This is a genomic window from Streptomyces sp. NBC_01525, assembly GCF_045040405.1.
Taxonomy (GTDB): Bacteria; Actinomycetota; Actinomycetes; order Streptomycetales; family Streptomycetaceae; genus Streptomyces; species Streptomyces benahoarensis.
Map to the genome: position 1 here is coordinate 1,442,546 of NZ_CP109397.1, position 16,854 is coordinate 1,459,399.

Annotated in this window: 15 protein-coding genes and 1 riboswitch; of the genes, 12 read left to right on the forward strand and 3 right to left on the reverse strand. The window is 76.4% G+C overall.

From position 1 onward, the window contains the following. Positions 1-55 precede the first annotated feature (55 nt). Positions 56-751 carry a class II aldolase/adducin family protein gene (locus tag OG422_RS06510; protein ID WP_405740730.1) on the reverse strand — a complete coding sequence of 232 codons (696 nt, stop codon included), beginning with the start codon at positions 749-751 and terminating at the stop codon, positions 56-58. Positions 752-1,276: 525 nt separating this feature from the next. Here OG422_RS06510 and OG422_RS06515 point away from each other — a divergent pair. The 8 genes from OG422_RS06515 (at position 1,277) to OG422_RS06550 (ending at position 10,715) form a co-directional block, all read left to right on the forward strand. Next, positions 1,277-2,524 (forward strand): anion permease, encoded by a 1,248-nt coding sequence (locus OG422_RS06515; RefSeq protein WP_405740733.1) that lies wholly within the window; start codon positions 1,277-1,279, stop codon positions 2,522-2,524. A 25-nt stretch (positions 2,525-2,549) separates the two neighbouring features. Continuing rightward, positions 2,550-2,783: a hypothetical protein gene (locus tag OG422_RS06520; protein ID WP_405740736.1), complete on the forward strand. Its 234-nt coding sequence runs from the start codon at positions 2,550-2,552 to the stop codon at positions 2,781-2,783. Positions 2,784-2,964: 181 nt separating this feature from the next. Continuing rightward, a riboswitch (cobalamin riboswitch) is annotated at positions 2,965-3,118 on the forward strand. A 125-nt stretch (positions 3,119-3,243) separates the two neighbouring features. Then, entirely contained in the window at positions 3,244-4,242 is a 999-nt protein-coding gene (locus tag OG422_RS06525; protein ID WP_405740739.1) for a cobalamin biosynthesis protein, read from the forward strand. Next, positions 4,239-5,795: a cobyric acid synthase gene (locus OG422_RS06530; RefSeq protein ID WP_405740742.1), complete on the forward strand. Its 1,557-nt coding sequence runs from the start codon at positions 4,239-4,241 to the stop codon at positions 5,793-5,795. Before OG422_RS06525 ends, OG422_RS06530 begins: the two co-directional genes overlap by 4 nt. Positions 5,796-5,907: 112 nt before the next feature. After that, positions 5,908-8,070, forward strand: a complete 2,163-nt coding sequence (locus OG422_RS06535; protein WP_405740745.1) for a putative cobaltochelatase — start codon at positions 5,908-5,910, stop codon at positions 8,068-8,070. Then, complete coding sequence (cobO, locus tag OG422_RS06540) at positions 8,070-8,666, forward strand: cob(I)yrinic acid a,c-diamide adenosyltransferase (protein ID WP_143941808.1); 597 nt, start codon at positions 8,070-8,072, stop codon at positions 8,664-8,666. Before OG422_RS06535 ends, cobO begins: the two co-directional genes overlap by 1 nt. A gap of 7 nt (positions 8,667-8,673) precedes the next feature. Further along, positions 8,674-10,047 (forward strand): cobyrinate a,c-diamide synthase, encoded by a 1,374-nt coding sequence (locus tag OG422_RS06545; RefSeq protein WP_405740748.1) that lies wholly within the window; start codon positions 8,674-8,676, stop codon positions 10,045-10,047. Beyond that, positions 10,044-10,715, forward strand: coding sequence for a VOC family protein (locus OG422_RS06550; protein WP_405740751.1), 672 nt, complete (start codon positions 10,044-10,046; stop codon positions 10,713-10,715). Before OG422_RS06545 ends, OG422_RS06550 begins: the two co-directional genes overlap by 4 nt. 20 nt (positions 10,716-10,735) lie before the next feature. Here the strand turns inward: OG422_RS06550 and OG422_RS06555 are convergent, their stop codons facing one another. After that, positions 10,736-11,458 (reverse strand): permease, encoded by a 723-nt coding sequence (locus tag OG422_RS06555; RefSeq protein ID WP_405747665.1) that lies wholly within the window; start codon positions 11,456-11,458, stop codon positions 10,736-10,738. A 113-nt stretch (positions 11,459-11,571) separates the two neighbouring features. Between OG422_RS06555 and OG422_RS06560 the strand changes: the two genes are divergently transcribed. Genes OG422_RS06560 through cobC form a run of 3 tightly spaced genes read left to right on the forward strand, consistent with a single transcriptional unit; the run spans position 11,572 to position 13,974 of the window. Further along, complete coding sequence (locus tag OG422_RS06560; protein ID WP_143941812.1) at positions 11,572-12,099, forward strand: cobalamin biosynthesis protein; 528 nt, start codon at positions 11,572-11,574, stop codon at positions 12,097-12,099. Beyond that, positions 12,096-12,917 carry a sirohydrochlorin chelatase gene (locus tag OG422_RS06565; protein ID WP_405740754.1) on the forward strand — a complete coding sequence of 274 codons (822 nt, stop codon included), beginning with the start codon at positions 12,096-12,098 and terminating at the stop codon, positions 12,915-12,917. Before OG422_RS06560 ends, OG422_RS06565 begins: the two co-directional genes overlap by 4 nt. Next, positions 12,901-13,974 carry an Rv2231c family pyridoxal phosphate-dependent protein CobC gene (gene cobC, locus OG422_RS06570; protein WP_405740757.1) on the forward strand — a complete coding sequence of 358 codons (1,074 nt, stop codon included), beginning with the start codon at positions 12,901-12,903 and terminating at the stop codon, positions 13,972-13,974. The genes OG422_RS06565 and cobC overlap by 17 nt, the downstream gene beginning before the upstream one ends. A 211-nt stretch (positions 13,975-14,185) precedes the next feature. Here cobC and OG422_RS06575 read toward each other — a convergent pair whose 3' ends face one another. Further along, positions 14,186-15,346, reverse strand: a complete 1,161-nt coding sequence (locus OG422_RS06575; protein WP_405740760.1) for an SCO1860 family LAETG-anchored protein — start codon at positions 15,344-15,346, stop codon at positions 14,186-14,188. 454 nt (positions 15,347-15,800) lie between these two features. Between OG422_RS06575 and OG422_RS06580 the strand changes: the two genes are divergently transcribed. Further along, positions 15,801-16,745 (forward strand): bile acid:sodium symporter family protein, encoded by a 945-nt coding sequence (locus OG422_RS06580; protein WP_143941821.1) that lies wholly within the window; start codon positions 15,801-15,803, stop codon positions 16,743-16,745. Positions 16,746-16,854: the final 109 nt, after the last annotated feature.

A 16,854-nucleotide genomic window follows, 5' to 3' on the forward strand; every position in this document is an offset into this window, starting at 1 on the left:
CGGGGCGAGCGGGTGACGCGCCCGCCGTCCGGGGTGCGGGGCGCAACTCGCGGGGCTACTCCTGCGGGTGGCGCCCGTAGCCGCGGAGGCGGGTGGCGGTCTCGGCGAGGTCGGCGGCGGAGAGGAGGGCCGGGGTGCGGCCGGGGACGGAGGAGGCGAGGAGCCAGACCCGGCACATCCACTCCAGCTGGGCGGTGCGGTCCAGGGCCTGGCCGAGGGTGGCGCCGTGGGCGAGCGTGCCGTGGTGGGCGAGGAGGCAGGCGGTGCGGTCGCGCAGCGCCGCGAGGGCGTGGGCGGCCAGTTCGTCGCTGCCGTAGGGGGCGTAGGGGGCGACGCGGACGGGGCCGCCGAGGGCGGCGGTCATGTAGTGGACCGGCGGGAGTCGGTCGACGAGGACAGAGACGGCGGTGGCGTGCGGGGCGTGGGTGTGCACGAGCGCGGCGGCGTCGGTGGCGCGGTAGACGGCGAGGTGCATGGGCAGTTCGCTGGTGGGCGGGAGGGTGCCCGCGCACTGGTGCCCGTCGAGGTCGACGGCGGTGAGGTCGCCGGGGCCGAGGCGGTCGTAGGGGACGCCGCTGGGGGTGACGAGGACGGTGTCGCCGACGCGGGCCGAGACGTTGCCGGAGGTGCCGACGACGAGGCCGTCGGCGACGGTGCGGCGGGCGGTGGCGACGACACCGTCCCAGGCGGCGGCGAGCGCGTCGGCGCCGGGCCGGTCCGGGTGCGGGGCGGGGACGCCGGTACGGGTCACGGGTTCCTCCGGGGTGCGGGCGGTTCGGGGTGCCGTCACCGTACGGGCCGGGCGGGTCGGCGCGGCCGCTCCGGGAGGCCCGTGCGCGCGGTGGTCCGTCGCCGTACGGGCCGGGCGTACGGAAGCGTGGGCCGTCGTCCGGCGTCGCCGCGCTCGAACACCGGGGCGCCCTCGGGGACGGGCGCCGGGCCCGGCCTTCCGGCCATGTCCGCAGGCCGGGCGGGGGTCACGGGGTCGCGCCGGGCCCGGGCGGTCGCCGGGATGACTCCCGCGCCCTTCACCAGCGGGGTGACGCACCGCGACGGGGTCGTTCGCATGCCGTTCACGCGTCGTGGAACAAGCCGGAATCGGGTCGCGCAGCAGCACATTCGAGCCACGTACAGATGGGGTGGAAGTGACGTGTGAGATACCTCCTCTCGAACACTGCGGCGGCGTCATTACTGCGCCCGGCCACGTTCACCTCCCGTTCACCCACCCTTCGTACGTTTCCGGCGTCACTGACCTTCGAACTGATTGCCTGGGTGAATGGAACACATCACGCTTCTCATCGGGATCGTGATCGTCACGGCCTTGGTGTTCGACTTTACGAACGGCTTCCACGACACGGCCAACGCCATGGCCACCACCATCTCCACCGGCGCGCTACAGCCCAAAATCGCGGTGGCGATGTCGGCGGTCCTCAACCTCGTCGGCGCGTTCCTGTCCGTGGAGGTCGCCAAGACCATCTCCGGCGGGATCATCGACGAAAGCGCCGGTATCAGACCTGAAGTGATCTTCGCCGGTCTGGTCGGCGCGATCGTCTGGAACCTCCTCACCTGGCTCGCCGGCCTCCCCTCCAGCTCCTCCCACGCCCTGTTCGGCGGTCTGATCGGCGCCACGCTGGTGTCCGTGGGCACCAACGGTGTGCACGGCGGCGCCGTGGTGATGAAGGTCCTCATCCCGGCCGTGGCCGCCCCGGTGGTCGCCGGTATCGCGTCGATGGCCGCGACCCGGCTGACGTACCGGCTGTCCCGGGGCCGTGACGAGCAGGAGACGGCCAAGGGGTACCGCGCCGGGCAGATCGCCTCGGCGGCGCTGGTCTCGCTGGCGCACGGCACCAACGACGCGCAGAAGACGATGGGCGTGATCACCCTCGCGCTGATCACCGGCGGTGTGGTCGCCCCGCACGCCGACCCGCCGCTGTGGGTCATCGCCTCGGCCGGTCTGGCCATCGCCCTCGGCACCTACCTGGGCGGCTGGCGGATCATCCGCACGATGGGCAAGGGCATCACCGACATCCAGCCGCCGCAGGGCTTCGCCGCCCAGACCAGCGCCGCGGCCACCATCCTGGCCTCCTCGCACCTCGGTTTCGCGCTCTCCACCACCCAGGTCTGCTCGGGTTCGGTGATGGGTTCGGGTCTGGGCCGCAAGGGCGGCGTGGTGCGCTGGTCGACGGCGGTGCGGATGGTCGTCGCCTGGTGCCTGACGCTCCCGGCCGCGGGCCTGGTCTCCGCCGGTGCCGCGCTCCTGGCCGACCAGGGCGACTGGGGCATCACCGCCGTCGCCGTCCTCGCGCTCGGCATCTGCGGCGCCATCTGGGCCGCGTCCCGCCGCAAGCCCATCGACCACACCAACGTCAACGAGGCCGAGGCCACGGAGCCGCCCGGTGTGGTCACCGCGGCCCTCCAGACGGTCGCCCCTCCCCCGGCCGGGTCGCTCGCGCCCGCCGAGGGCGAGGAGGCCGCCCTCGCCGCGAGCGCCCCGCGCGCCACGACCGCGACAGCCGCCGGCTGACCGCCCGACTCTGAGGAACCGCAGCATGAGCATCGACTGGGCAGCTCTCGGCCAGGTCTTCGGCGTCACCCTGGTGGTGACGGTCGGGATCGTGGGCCTGTTCACGGTCGGCATCGTCGGCACGGCCCGCCTCCGGCAGGAGGGCGCGGCCGCCACGGCGGGCGCCCCGAGCACCGGCGCGCGGATCGGCGGCCTCGCCGCGTACGCGGTCTGCGCGGCCGCGGTGGCGTACGGCCTCTATCTGATCGTCGCCGCCTGACCCGTCCGGCAGTACGCGCACGGCGCCCGGTCACCGCAGCTCCGCGGTGACCGGGCGCCGTGCGTTGTGAGGGCCCTGTGGTGTGGGCCACAGGCCGTGCGGTACCGCGGCGTCGCAGGTCACGGGCGAGTTGACGGGGTTGGCGGGGCGTGGTGGACTTCCCACGCCAATCGGCGACAGCAGAGGAAGTCCGGTGCGAATCCGGCGCGGTCCCGCCACTGTCACCGGGGAGCGTTCCTCCGACGAAGGCCACGGTCCGCCTCGTGCACGCCCGACGGGCGCACGCCAGGGCTGGAAGGCCGGGGGAAACGCCGATCCGGGGAGCCAGGAGACTCCTGTCGCCGTCACGTCGAACCAGGGCGCGGACCCTGAGTGAGGACATACCCCATGCCCGGCAGCCCGCTCAGAGTCTCCCGTGTGCCTTCGGTGATCCGTCGAGGCGTGACGGCGGTCTGATCCGATGCGTGCCGAACACGCCACCTACGCGTGCGGTGCGGCCCTGGGCTTTCTCGGTGATCTGCTCGCCGCCGACCCGCGGCGCGGCCATCCGGTGGCCGCCTTCGGGCGCGCCTCGACGGCCGTCGAGGCCCGGCTCTGGCGCGACCACCGCGGCCACGGCGCCGTGCACGCCCTGCTCTGCGCGGGCGGTGCCACCGCTGGTGCCGCCCTGCTGCGGCGCGCGGTGCGCGGCCCCGCGCCCGTCCCCTCCGCCGCCCGTACCGCCGCCACCACCGCGCTGACCGCCGCGACCGTCTGGTCGGTGCTGGGCGGCACCTCGCTGGGCCGGGAGGCGCGGGCCGTCGGCGATGCGCTGGCCGCCGGGGACCTGGCGCGGGCGCGGCGGCGGCTGCCGCATCTGTGCGGCCGGGATCCGCAGGCGCTGGACGGGCCGCAGATGGCGCGGGCGGTCGTCGAGTCGGTCGCGGAGAACACCTCGGACGCCGTGGTGGGCGCGCTGGTGTGGGGCGCCGTCGGCGGTGTCCCGGGCCTGGTCGCGTTCCGGGCGGTGAACACCCTCGACGCGATGGTGGGTCACAAGTCGCCCCGCTACCGCCGGTTCGGCTGGGCGTCGGCGCGGCTGGACGATGTGGCCGGGTGGCCCGCCTCCCGGCTGACCGCCGCGCTCACCGTGTTCGCCGCCCCGGACCCGCGCGGCGCCGCGCGGGCCTGGCGGCGCGACGGCGGAGCGCATCCGAGCCCCAACGCGGGCCCGGTGGAGGCCGCGTTCGCGGGGGCGCTGGGCGTACGGCTCGGCGGGACGCTGGCGTACGGCGGGCGCGTCGAGCACCGGCCGCGGCTGAACGAAGCGGGGCGGCCGGTGGCGACGGAGGACATCGCGCGGGCGGTGCGGCTCTCGCGCCGAGTGAGCGTGCTGGCGTTGACGACGACGGTGGCCGGGCGGCTGCTGGCGGGCGCGGTGCGTCCGGCCCTCGCCCGGCGGAAGGGCAGGATCCGGTGACGGGCGGCGGGCTGCTGATCGCGGGGACCACCTCCGACGCGGGCAAGAGCGTGGTGACCGCGGGGATCTGCCGCTGGCTGGTGCGGCAGGGCGTGAACGTCGCGCCGTTCAAGGCGCAGAACATGTCGCTGAACTCGTTCGTGACGCGGGACGGCGCGGAGATCGGCCGGGCGCAGGCGATGCAGGCGGCGGCCGCCCGGGTGGAGCCGTCCGCGCTGATGAACCCGGTGCTGCTCAAGCCCGGCGGGGACCGCAGCAGCCAGGTGGTGCTGCTCGGCAAACCGGTCGGCGAGATGAGCGCGCAGGGGTACTTCGGGCGCCCCGGGAGCGGGGCGCGGCCCGGCGGGCGCGCGGAGCTGCTGGCCACCGTCACCGACTGTCTGGCGGAGCTGCGGCGCGCCCATGACGTGGTGATCTGCGAGGGCGCGGGCTCCCCGGCGGAGATCAACCTGCGGCGGACCGACATCGTCAACATGGGCATCGCGCGGGCCGGGCGGCTGCCGGTGGTGGTGGTCGGCGACATCGACCGGGGCGGCGTGTTCGCGTCGTTCTTCGGGACCACGGCGCTGCTGTCGAAGGAGGACCAGGCGCTGGTCGCCGGGTATCTCGTCAACAAGTTCCGCGGCGATGTGGCGCTGCTGGAGCCGGGCCTGGACATGCTGCGGGAGCTGACCGGGCGGCCGTCGCTGGGCGTGCTGCCGTTCGCGCACGGGCTGGGCATCGACGAGGAGGACGGGCTGCGGGTGTCGCTGCGCGGCGCGGTCCGCGAGAGCGTGGTGGCGCCGCCGCACGGCGCCGATGTGCTGCGGGTGGCGGTCGCGGCGGTGCCGCTGATGTCGAACTTCACGGACGTGGACGCGCTGGCCGCCGAACCGGGCGTGGTGGTGCGGTTCGTGGACCGCGCCGAGGAGCTGGCGGACGCGGATCTGGTGGTGCTGCCGGGCACCCGCGGCACGGTGCGGGCGCTGGCCTGGTTGCGGGAGCGGGGGCTGGCCGACGCGGTCGCCCGGCGGGCCGCCGAGGGCCGTCCGGTGCTGGGGATCTGCGGCGGGTTCCAGATGCTCGGCGAGGTGATCGACGACGAGGTGGAGTCGCGGGCGGGCACCGTGCCGGGCCTGGGGCTGCTTCCCGTACGGGTGCGGTTCGCGGCGGAGAAGACGCTGGCCCGGCCCGTCGGCACGGCGCTCGGCGCACCGGCCGAGGGGTACGAGATCCACCACGGTGTAGCCGAGGTCGGCGGCGGGGAGCCGTTCTTCACCGACGCCGACGGGCGGCCGCTGGACGGCTGCCGGTCGGGCGCGGTGTGGGGGACGCACTGGCACGGGTCGCTGGAGAGCGACGCGTTCCGGCGGGCGTTCCTGAGCCGGGTGGCGGCCGACGCGGGGCGGGCGTTCGTCCCGGCGCCGGACACCGGTTTCGGCGCGCTGCGCGAGGAGCAGCTGGACCGGCTCGGCGATCTGATCGAGGAGCACGCCGACACCGGTGCGCTGCTGCGGCTGATCGAGGAGGGCGTCCCGCCGGGGCTGCCGTTCGTCCCGCCGGGGGCGCCGTGAGGGCGCGCGGATCCGTAGGACGCCACGCAAGGGTGCCCGAGGGCACGGACCGGTCGGCCGGGGACGGCCGCAAGCCAGATGACCTGGGTCGTTACGAAGGAGTGATCGCCACATGAGCGCCCGCTATCCGTTCACCGCCGTCGTCGGAATGGACGACCTGCGGCTGGCGCTGCTGCTGAACGCCGTCAGCCCGGCGGTGGGCGGCGTCCTCGTCCGCGGCGAGAAGGGCACCGCCAAGAGCACCGCGGTGCGGGCGCTGGCGGAGCTGCTGCCGGAGGTGGCGGTCGTCGGTGGCTGCCGGTTCAGCTGCGATCCGGCCGCGCCGGACCCCGGGTGCCCGGACGGGCCGCACGGCGCGGCGGAGGCGGCGCACCGGCCCGCCCGCATGGTGGAGCTGCCGGTGGGCGCCTCCGAGGATCGGCTGGTCGGCGCCCTGGACATCGAGCGGGCGCTGGCCGAGGGCGTGAAGTCCTTCGAGCCGGGCCTGCTCGCCCGGGCGCACCGCGGACTGCTCTACGTCGACGAGGTCAACCTCCTCCACGACCATCTGATCGATCTGCTGCTGGACGCCGCCGCGATGGGCGCGTCCTACGTCGAGCGGGAGGGCGTCTCCGTCCGGCATGCGGCGCGGTTCCTGCTGGTCGGGACGATGAACCCGGAGGAGGGCGAGCTGCGGCCGCAGCTCCTCGACCGGTTCGGGCTGACCGTGGAAGTCGCGGCGGACCGGGATCCGGAGCGGCGGGTGGAGGTGGTCCGGCGGCGGCTGGCGTTCGACGACGCTCCGGCGGCGTTCGCGGCGCGCTGGGCGGCGGACGAGACGGCGCTGCGGGGGCGGATCGCCGCCGCGCGGGCGCTGCTGCCGTCGGTGCGGCTCGGCGACGGGGTGCTGCGGCAGATCGCCTCGGTCTGCGCGGGGTTCGAGGTCGACGGGATGCGCGCGGACCTGGTCATGGCGCGGACGGCGACGACGCTGGCCGCGTGGGCCGGGCGGACCGAGGTGGCCACCGAGGACGTGCGGCAGGCGGCGCTGCTGGCGCTGCCGCACCGCAGGCGGCGGGCGCCGTTCGACGCGCCGGGCCTGGACGAGGAGAAGCTGGACCGGATCCTGGAGGAGTCCGCCCCGGAGGACGACCCGGAGCCGCCCGGCCCGCAGGACGACGAACCCCCGTCGGGCCCGGAAGGGCCGGACGGCCCGGAGGGCGGGCCGGACGGCGGTGGCCCGGACGGCGGTGGCCCGGACGGCGGCGGTCCCGATGGTGGTGGCGCGCCGCCGCCCCGGGAGGAGACCGTGCCGGGGCCGCGCGAGCAGGAGACGGAGCCCGCGCCGGGCCGGGACGGCGACGGCGGGGAGCCGGGCGGCGAGCCCGACGGGCGTCCGGCCGGGGCCCCGGCGGCGCAGCAGGCGGCGGTCGCCGCGGGCGAGCCGTTCGCCACCCGGCGGCTGGACGTGCCGGGGCTGGGCGCGGGCGTGGACGGCCGCCGGTCGCGGGCGCGGACCGCGCACGGCCGGACGACCGGGGCGCGGCGGCCGCGCGGCGCGCTCGGCAAGCTGCATCTGGCGGCGACGCTGCACGCGGCCGCGCCGCACCAGCGGGCGCGCGGGCGGCGCGGCCCGGGCCTGGTGGTGCGCCGCGACGATCTGCGGGAGGCGGTCCGCGAGGGGCGGGAGGGCAACCTCGTGCTGTTCGTGGTGGACGCCTCCGGGTCGATGGCGGCGCGGAAGCGGATGAGTGCGGTCAAGGGCGCGGTGCTGTCGCTGCTGCTCGACGCGTACCAGCGGCGCGACAAGATCGGCATGATCACGTTCCGGGGGCGGGAGGCGGAGCTGGCGCTGCCGCCGACCTCGTCGGTGGAGGCCGGGGCGGCGCGGCTGGCGTCGCTGCCGACCGGTGGCCGCACCCCGCTCGCCGAGGGGCTGCTCAAGGCCCATGAGGTGCTGCGGGTGGAGCGGCTGCGGGACGCCTCGCGGCGGCCGCTGCTGGTGGTCGTCACGGACGGCCGGGCGACCGGCTCCGGGGCGCCGTCGCCGCTGGAACGGGCGGCGCGCGCCGGGCGGCTGCTGGGCGCCGAGGGCGTCGCGTCGGTCGTCGTCGACTGCGAGAGCGGTCCGGTGCGGCTGGGGCTCGCCGGGGCGCTCGCCCGGGAGCTGGGCGGCGCCGCCGTCACCCTCGACGAGCTGCGCGCGGACAGCGTCTCGGGGCTCGTCCGGGACCTCCGCGGCGGGCGGGGAGCGTCCGCCGCACACCACATCCAGGATTCCAGGAAGGTCGCGTAATGCCGCAGGGACAGCCGTCCGTCGTACCGAACGACGGGCTCACCACCCGCCAGCGCCGCAACCGGCCGCTGGTCTTCGTCCACACCGGCGTCGGCAAGGGCAAGTCGACGGCGGCGTTCGGGCTCGCGCTGCGGGCCTGGAACCAGGGCTGGCCGGTCGGGGTGTTCCAGTTCGTGAAGTCGGCGAAGTGGAAGGTCGGCGAGGAGCGGGCGCTGAAGGTGCTCGGGGAGACCGGCGAGGGCGGCACCGTCGCCTGGCACAAGATGGGCGAGGGCTGGTCCTGGGTCCAGCGCGATATGGCCTCCAGCGAGGAGGCGGCGCGCGAGGGCTGGGAGCAGGTCAAGCGGGATCTGGCCGCCGAGACGTACCAGCTGCTGGTGCTGGACGAGTTCGCCTATCCGCTGCACTGGGGGTGGATCGACACCGAGGACGTGATCGCCGCGCTGCGCGACCGGCCCGGCACCCAGCATGTGGTGATCACCGGGCGGAACGCGCCGCAGGCGCTGGTGGACTTCGCGGATCTGGTCACCGACATGTCGAAGGTGAAGCACCCGATGGACACCGGCCAGAAGGGCCAGCGGGGCATCGAATGGTGAGCGCGGCATGAGCGGCGGGATGATCCCCCGGCTGGTGATCGCCGCGCCCGCGTCCGGGGCGGGCAAGACGACGGTGGCGACGGGCCTGATGGCCGCGTTCGCCGAGGCGGGCCTCGCGGTCTCCCCGCACAAGGTCGGCCCGGACTACATCGACCCGGGCTACCACGCGCTGGCCACCGGCCGCCCGGGCCGCAACCTCGACGCCTACCTGTGCGGGACGGAGCGGATCGCGCCGCTGTTCCGGCACGGCGCGCGGGGCTGCGACCTCGCCGTGGTCGAGGGCGTGATGGGGCTGTTCGACGGCGCGTCCGGGCAGGGCGAGCTGGCGTCGACGGCGCAGATCGCCAAGGTGCTGCGGGCGCCGGTGGTGCTGGTGGTCGACGCGTCGTCGCAGTCCCGGTCGGTGGCCGCGCTGGTGCACGGCTTCGCGTCCTGGGACCCCGGCGTGCGGCTGGCCGGGGTGATCCTCAACAAGGTCGGCTCGGACCGGCACGAGGCGCTGCTGCGGGAGGCGATGGAGTCGTCCGGCGTCCCGGTGCTGGGCGCGCTGCGCCGTACCGGCACGGTCCACGTGCCCTCCCGCCACCTGGGCCTGGTGCCGGTCGCCGAACGCCGTACGGAGGCGGTGGAGTCGGTACGGGAGCTGGCCGCGCGGGTGCGCGCGGGGTGCGACCTGGAGGCGTTGCTGGCGCTGGCGCGCAGCGCGGGCGAGCTGCCGGACGCGGTGTGGGACCCGGCGGAGGAGGTCGCCGCGGCCGGGGGCCCGGCCGCGGGCCGGCCGGTGATCGCGGTGGCCGGTGGCGCCGCGTTCACCTTCTCGTACGCGGAACACACCGAGTTGCTGCGGGCGGCGGGCGCCGACGTCGTGCCGTTCGATCCGCTGCACGACGAGCGGCTGCCGGAGGGCGTCCGGGGGCTGGTGATCGGCGGTGGCTTCCCGGAGGTGCACGCCCCGGACCTGTCGGCGAACGCGCCGCTGCGGGCGGCGGTGGCCGCACTGGCGGCGTCGGGCGCGCCGGTCTCGGCGGAGTGCGCCGGGCTGCTGTATCTGTCCCGGTCGCTGGACGGGCGGCCGATGTGCGGGGTGCTGCCCGCCGACGCCCGGATGACGGACCGGCTGACGCTCGGTTACCGGGAGGCGGTGGCGCTGGCGGACAACGCGCTGGCCACGGCGGGCACCCGGGTGCGCGGCCACGAGTTCCACCGCACCGCCGTGGAGCCGGGCGCGGGCGCGTCCCCGGCGTGGGGCGTCACGCACCCCGCGCGGCGGATGGAGGGCTTCGTGGCGGGCGGGGTGCACGCGTCGTATCTGCACGTCCACTGGGCCGCGACGCCGTCGCTGGCCACCCGGCTGGTGACGGCCGCGGCGGGCGCGCGATGAGCGCCGCCACGGCACCGGCCGTCCTCGACCACCTGGTGTACGCGGCGCCGGATCTGGCGGCCGCCGCCGGGGAGTTGGCGGAGTTGACCGGGGTGCGGCCGGTGACCGGCGGCAGCCATCCGGGCCGGGGCACCCGTAACTGCCTGCTGGCGCTGGACGGCCCGTTCGGCGCCGGGGCGTATCTGGAGCTGATCGGCCCGGACCCGGAGCAGCCGGAGCCGGACGGTCCCCGCTGGTTCGGCATCGACGCGCTGACCGGCCCACGGCTGGTCACCTGGGCGGTACGGGCCACGGGCCTGCCGGACCGGGTGGCGCGGGCGCGGGCGGCCGGGTACGACCCGGGCGACGCGGCGGCGATGGGCCGCCGCACCCCGGACGGCCGTCGGATCTCCTGGGAGCTGACGCCGCCGTGCGCGGGCGGCACCACCACCCCGTTCCTCCTCGACTGGGGCGCCACCCCGCATCCGACGGCGGCGGGTCTGCCCGCGCTGACGCTGGAGGCGTTCGCGGTGACCGGCCCCGACCCGGCGGCGATCGCCGCGCGGCTGGCGGCGATCGGCGGGCGGTGGCCGGACGCCCCGGCGGCCGCCGGGCCGGCCGCGCTGACCGCGGTGGTGCGGGGTCCGCGCGGCGCGGTGCGGCTGGGGCACGGGGCCCTCGCGGTATGAGCGCGGTGGCGGCGGGCCGGTCAGCCCGCGAGGCCGACGACCAGCCAGATGGCGCCCGCCCCGGCGACCGTGCAGGCCAGGGTGGGCAGCGCCGGGTGGGCGTGGTGGGCCTCGGGCAGGATGCCGGAGGTCGCCAGATGGAGCAGGACGCCGCCGAAGAACCCGAGATAGCCGCCGAGCCACTGCTCCGGAAGGGTGACCACCAGCGTCGCGGCCGCCCCGAGCAGCGGCGCCGCCGCGTCCGCGCCGAGCATCAGCAGCGCCAGGTGCCGGGCGTTCCCGTACAGGCTGGTGATCGTGTACGTGTTGAAGCCGTCGGCGAAGTCGTGGGCGATGACGGCGAGCGCCACGGCCGTGGCCATGCCGCGCCCGGCCTGGAAGGCGAGGCCGAGGGCGAAGCCGTCCATGACGCTGTGCAGCACCATCGCGGTGGCGGCGGTCAGTCCCACCTGCGGGATGCGGCCGCCGTTCGGCGCGACGGCCCCGGCGGCGCCCGGCGGGCCGCTGCCGCGGGCGGCGCGGCGCACCGCGAGGAGGCGTTCCAGGGCGTGCGCGGCGAGGAAGCCGAGGACGAAGCAGAGCAGGGCGAGCGGGACGCCGAAGACCGGGCGCCCGGCGGCGTCCAGCGCCTCGGGCAGCAGATCGAGCCCGACGACGCCGAGCATCAGGCCGCCGGCGAGCCCCAGCACGAGGTGGCGGCGGTCGGTGACGCGCTGGGCGACCCAGCCGCCCAGCAGCGTCATCAGGACCGCGCCGAACGCGATGAGGACCGGCACCGCCGCACCCCTTCCCGCCGGTTCGCCCCCGGCTCTGCCCCCTTCCTACTGACGCGCCGCCGCTCCCGCACCTTCGCGCGGTGCCCGGCGGGGGCACGGTGACGGCCCCGGGCCCCGCGCGGTACGTGGGCGTCGGGGCGGGGCGGGGCGTCGCGGAGGCCGAGGTGCTGGCGCTGGTCCGCGCCACGCTGGCCGAGGCGGGCGGGACGGTGGCCGCGCTGGCGACCGTCGAGGCGAAGGCGGCCGAGCCGGGGCTGGTCGGCGCGGCCCGGCGGCTGGGCGTGGCGCTGCGTACGTTTTCGGCCAGGGAGTTGTCCGGTGTGCGGGTGCCGGGCGGTGGTTCGGCGGTGGCGCTGGACGCCGTCGGGACGCCGAGCGTGGCGGAGGCGGCGGCCCTGCTGGCGGCCGGGCCCGGCGCCCAACTGCTCGTCGGTAAGCGGAAGTCGGCGCCACCCGAGGGGCCGTCGCGGGCCACCTGCGCGGTGGCGTCGGCGACCGGCCATCATGGCGCGGAGCGGGGCCGCCCCTCGGTTATCGTCGTCCCTTCCCCACCCGGCTCGGCCCCGGACCGGCCCCGCCGACACACGGCCCCCAAGGAGACCTTGTGACCACCCCTCCCGCCCTGCTCATCGCCGGTCACGGCGACCGTGACGACGGCGGGGCGCAGGCCCTGCGCGCGCTGCTGGACGCGGTCGCCGAGCGCTGCCCCGGGATACCGGCGGCGGCCGGCTTCACCGGGCGGGCGCCGTCGGCGCTGCCGCTCGCCGAGGCGGTCGACGGGCTCGCCGCCCGGGGCGCGACGGAGATCGTCACGGTGCCGCTGATATCCGAGGGCCCGGCACGGCGCGGACTGTCCGCGGAGCTGACGGCGGCCACGGCGCGCCATGCGGGACTGTCGTTCGTCCGCGGGCAGGCGCCGGACGGCCATCCGCTGCTGCTGGGCGCGTGGGAGCGGCGGCTGGACGAGGCGCTGGGCGGCGGCGGGGCGCGGCGCCCCCGCGACCGGGCCCGGACGACGGTGCTGCTGGTGGGCGGCGGCTCCGGCGATCCGTACGCCAACGCCGAGGTGGCGCGGGGCGCCCGGCTGCTGTGGGAGGGCCGGGGCCTGGCCGGGGTGGAGACCGCGTTCCTGTCGTACGCGGCGCCGGACGTGCCGACGGGGCTGGAGCGCTGCCGGGTGCTGGGCGCGGCGGTGCCCGGACCGGACGCACCGGGGCGGATCGTGGTGCTGCCGTGCTTCCCGCTGCCCGGCGACGAGCAGGAGCGGCTGCGGCTGCAGACCGAGGGCTGGGGCGCGGCACACCCGGAGTCCGAGGTGGCGTGCGCCGAACCGGTCGGCGCGGTCGCGGAGGTGGCCGACGCGGTGGTGGCGCGCTACCGGGAGGCGGTCCGGGCGGAGGCGGAGCACCGTGTCGCCGTCCACTGAGCCCGATCTGCGCCACCACGGGGACGCCGAAGTGCGGGGCGACGCCGCCGCGTTGACGGACCTGGCGGTCAACGTCCGCACGGGGACGCCCCCGGCGTGGCTGAAGGCGGAACTCGTCGCCTCGCTGGACGGGCTCGCGGCGTATCCGGACGGGACGGCGGCGCGGCGCGCGGTCGCGGCACGCCACGGGCTGCCGGTGGCGCGGACGTTGCTGACGTCGGGCGCGGCGGAGGCCTTCGTGCTGCTGGCGCGGGCGGTACGGGCGCGCCGTCCGGTGGTGGTGCATCCGCAGTTCACCGAGCCGGAGGCGGCGCTGCGGGACGCCGGGCACACGGTGGAGCGGGTGGTGCTCTCCGAGCGGGACGGTTTCCGGCTGGATCCGGCGGCGGTACCGGACGGCGCCGATCTGGTCGTCGTCGGCAATCCGACCAACCCGACATCGGTGCTGCACCCGGCAGGCGTCCTGGCGCGGTTGGCGCGGCCGGGCCGGACGTTGGTGGTGGACGAGGCGTTCATGGACGCGGTGCCCGGCGAGCGGGAGTCGCTGGCCGGGCGGACGGATCTGCCCGGCCTGGTGGTGCTGCGCAGCCTGACGAAGACGTGGGGGCTGGCCGGGCTGCGGATCGGCTACGTCCTGGCGGAGCCGGGGACGGTGGCGGAGCTGGAGCGGGCGCAGCCGCTGTGGCCGGTCTCGTCGCCCGCGCTGGCGGCGGCCGAGGCGTGCTCCGGCCCGACGGCCCTGGCGGAGGCGGCGGCCGCCGCGCATCGGACGGCGGCGGACCGCGCCCACCTGGTGGCACGACTGGCCGAACTCCCGGACGTGACGGTCATCGGCCCGGCCGAGGGCCCGTTCGTCCTGATCCGCCTGGCGGAGGCGGCGGCGGTACGGGAGGCGCTGCGGGCGAGCGGTTTCGCGGTACGCCGCGGCGATACGTTCCCGGGCCTGGGGCCCGACTGGCTCCGGCTGGCGGTCCGGGACCGGGAGACCACGGACCGCTTCACGGCGGCTCTGGCGGAGGCGGTGGCGAAGGTGGGGGCGGGAAGGGGCTTGGGCTGAGGGGCCGTTGGGCCCGCCGTCACAGCAAGCGTGCGGGGCCGACCGCCACCTGGTCGGCCCCGCACGGGGCGCTGTCCGTCCCGCCTTGGTGCCGGTCCCCTTCCGCCAGGGAGGGGAGACGGACCGGAGGCGGGCACGGGGTTGCGAACCGCGCCCGGGCCGTACGCCGGGACGGCGCCCCCACGGCACCGGCCCGGCATACGGGGTCGTGTCAGCCGCTCACTGCGGCCTTGCGCTTGCGGGCGTAGACCACCGAACCGGCGCCCGCGAGGAGCAGCACCGCGGCGCCGCCCGCGAGGTACGGCGTGGCGGAGCTGCTGCCCGTCTCGGCGAGGTCGCCGCCGCCCTGGGGCCGCGGGTCGGAGCCGCCGGAGCCGGAGGCGCCACCGTCGTGACCGCCCGAGCCGGAGGAGCCGCCGTCCTGGCCGCCGGAGCCCGAACCACCGGTGGTGGCGCCGCCGTTGCCGCCGGCGGTGGAGCCGCCGTCGCCGCCCGTGGTGCCGCCGTTCTGGCCGCCGGTCGTCGCGCCGCCGTCCGTGGAACCGCCCGAGCCGCCCGTCGTGGAGCCACCCGCGGTGCCCTGGCCGGGGTCCGGGGCGCCGGGGGTGGTGCAGTTGGCCTCGGCGAGCCGGACGCGGCCGTTGACCTCGGCGACGTTCAGCTTCAGCGGGTTGACGGCAACCTTGAGGTCGAGCGCGGTGGCCGCCGCGCTCTTGGAGGTGGTCTGCGTCTTGGAGAGGTCGAGGCGGACATCGCCCACGCCCGGGACCTTGACCTCGGTGGTGCCGCCCGCGGTGAGCGTGACGGTCTTGCCGAGGATCTTGACGGTGCCGAGCACGTTCGAGGTGGCGGTGGGGCGCTCGCCCGCCGTGCAGACGGCGTGGGAGGTGACCTTCTCGACCTCGATGAGGGAGAGCAGCGGCAGACCGGGGACATGGACCTTGGCGTGCACAAGGTTGCTGTAGCCCTCGGCACCGTCCGCGTCGGCGGTGGCCCGCGCGGTGGCGACGTCCGCGCGCAGCACCGAGAAGGGCTTGCCGCCGTCGACGCCGTCCAGGTCGACGCTGAGCGCCGTCTTCTTCGCGTCGGCCGGGGCGTGCACGTCGTTGAGGGTGACGTTCAGCGGCAGCGTGACGGCCTTGTTGAGCAGGCTGACGTCCAGACCGGTGCGGAGCACGGCGGCACCGGCGGTGCCGTGGTCGGCGGCGTGTGCCGGGGCGGCGCCGAGAAGGAGCGTGGGACCGGCGGCGAGGGCGGTGGCGGCCGCGACGGCGGCGAGGCGGCGCGCGGGACGACGCGCCGACGCCGGGGACTCGGGTCCGGTCCGCGGGGAAGCGGGCAGGCCGGACGGGCTGGTAGAGCTGGTGGACACGTGTGTGGAACCCCCCACAGAGAAATGGAGCCACCGCCCGCGCCAATGGGGGACATCGCGACGGCCGGTGACCTCGACCCATCCATACTGTACGCACGCAGGGTGAACAGTCAGCCACGAATGGTGAGTTCATCCTTATGAGTGATTTTCGGATTCTCATTCGAATCCCCTGACGCAGGGGGCCCGCGTGCCACAGTCGCCTCACGGGACATCCGCGAACGTGGCACCCATCAGCCGCACCAGTGAGCGCAGGCGACACGGGCACGGCGGCGACCCGACGTCCACCATCCGGATCCGTTGCCCCCTACACGCAGGTGGCGGCTACAGTGCCGCCGTGTCGAACGAGCAGACGAATCCCCCGAGAGAACCCTCCGGCGAGCAGGGCGAGCGGCCCGCCGCGGACACCGCCGTACCGCCCCCGGGCGGCGGCGACTCCGCGACGGCCCACGGCGACCTGCCCTCGTCCGACCGCGCGGCCCGGCGCGCCGTCACGGTCTTCCCGCTGCTGGTGATCGCCGCCGGTGCGCTGGGGCTGCTGTGGCCGTCGCACTTCACCGGCTGGGCGCCCGCGGTGCCGTGGCTGCTCGGTGTGGTGATGTTCTCGATGGGGCTGACCCTGACGCCGCCGGACTTCACGGCCGTCGCCAAGCGGCCCTGGGCGGTCGGCCTGGGCCTGGTGGCGCACTACGTGATCATGCCGGGGCTCGGCTGGCTGATCGCCACCGTGCTGGACCTGCCGCCGCAGCTGGCGGCCGGTGTGATCCTGGTCGGCTGCGCGCCCAGCGGCACCGCGTCCAACGTCGTGACGTTCCTGGCCCGCGGCGATGTGGCGCTGTCGGTCTCCGTCGCCACCGTCTCCACCGTCCTGGCGCCGCTGATCACGCCCCCGCTGACGCTGCTGCTCGCCGGGCAGTTCCTGAACGTCGACGCCGGGGTGATGGTCACCGACATCCTCAAGACGGTGCTGCTGCCGGTGGTGGCCGGGTTGCTGGTGCGGCTGGTGGCCGGGCGGTACGTCGACAAGGCGCTGCGGGCGCTGCCGTGGATCTCCGCCGTGACCATCGCCGCCATCGTGCTCGCCGTGGTCTCCGGCAGCGCCGCCGCGATCAAGGACGCGGCGCTGCTGGTGATCGTCGCCGTGCTGCTCCACAACGGTCTTGGTCTGGCACTCGGCTACGGCGCGGGCAAGCTGGCGCGGCTGGGCCGTCCGGCGAGCCGGGCGATGGCCTTCGAGGTCGGCATGCAGAACTCCGGCCTGGCCGCATCGCTGGCCACCGCACACTTCAGCCCGGCGGCCGCGCTGCCCGCCGCGGTGTTCTCCGTCTGGCACAACATTTCGGGCGCGCTGGTCGCCGCGTGGATGGCCCGCACGGGACGCCGGGAGGCGCGGGAGGCGTAGGGGTCCGGCGCGGGAGCGGGCCGCGGCCCCGGGCCGGGCAGGACACGGCGCCCGGCCGGACGCGCCCGGCGCCGCTCACCGGCCCGCCTCCCCGCACGGCACCCGGTGC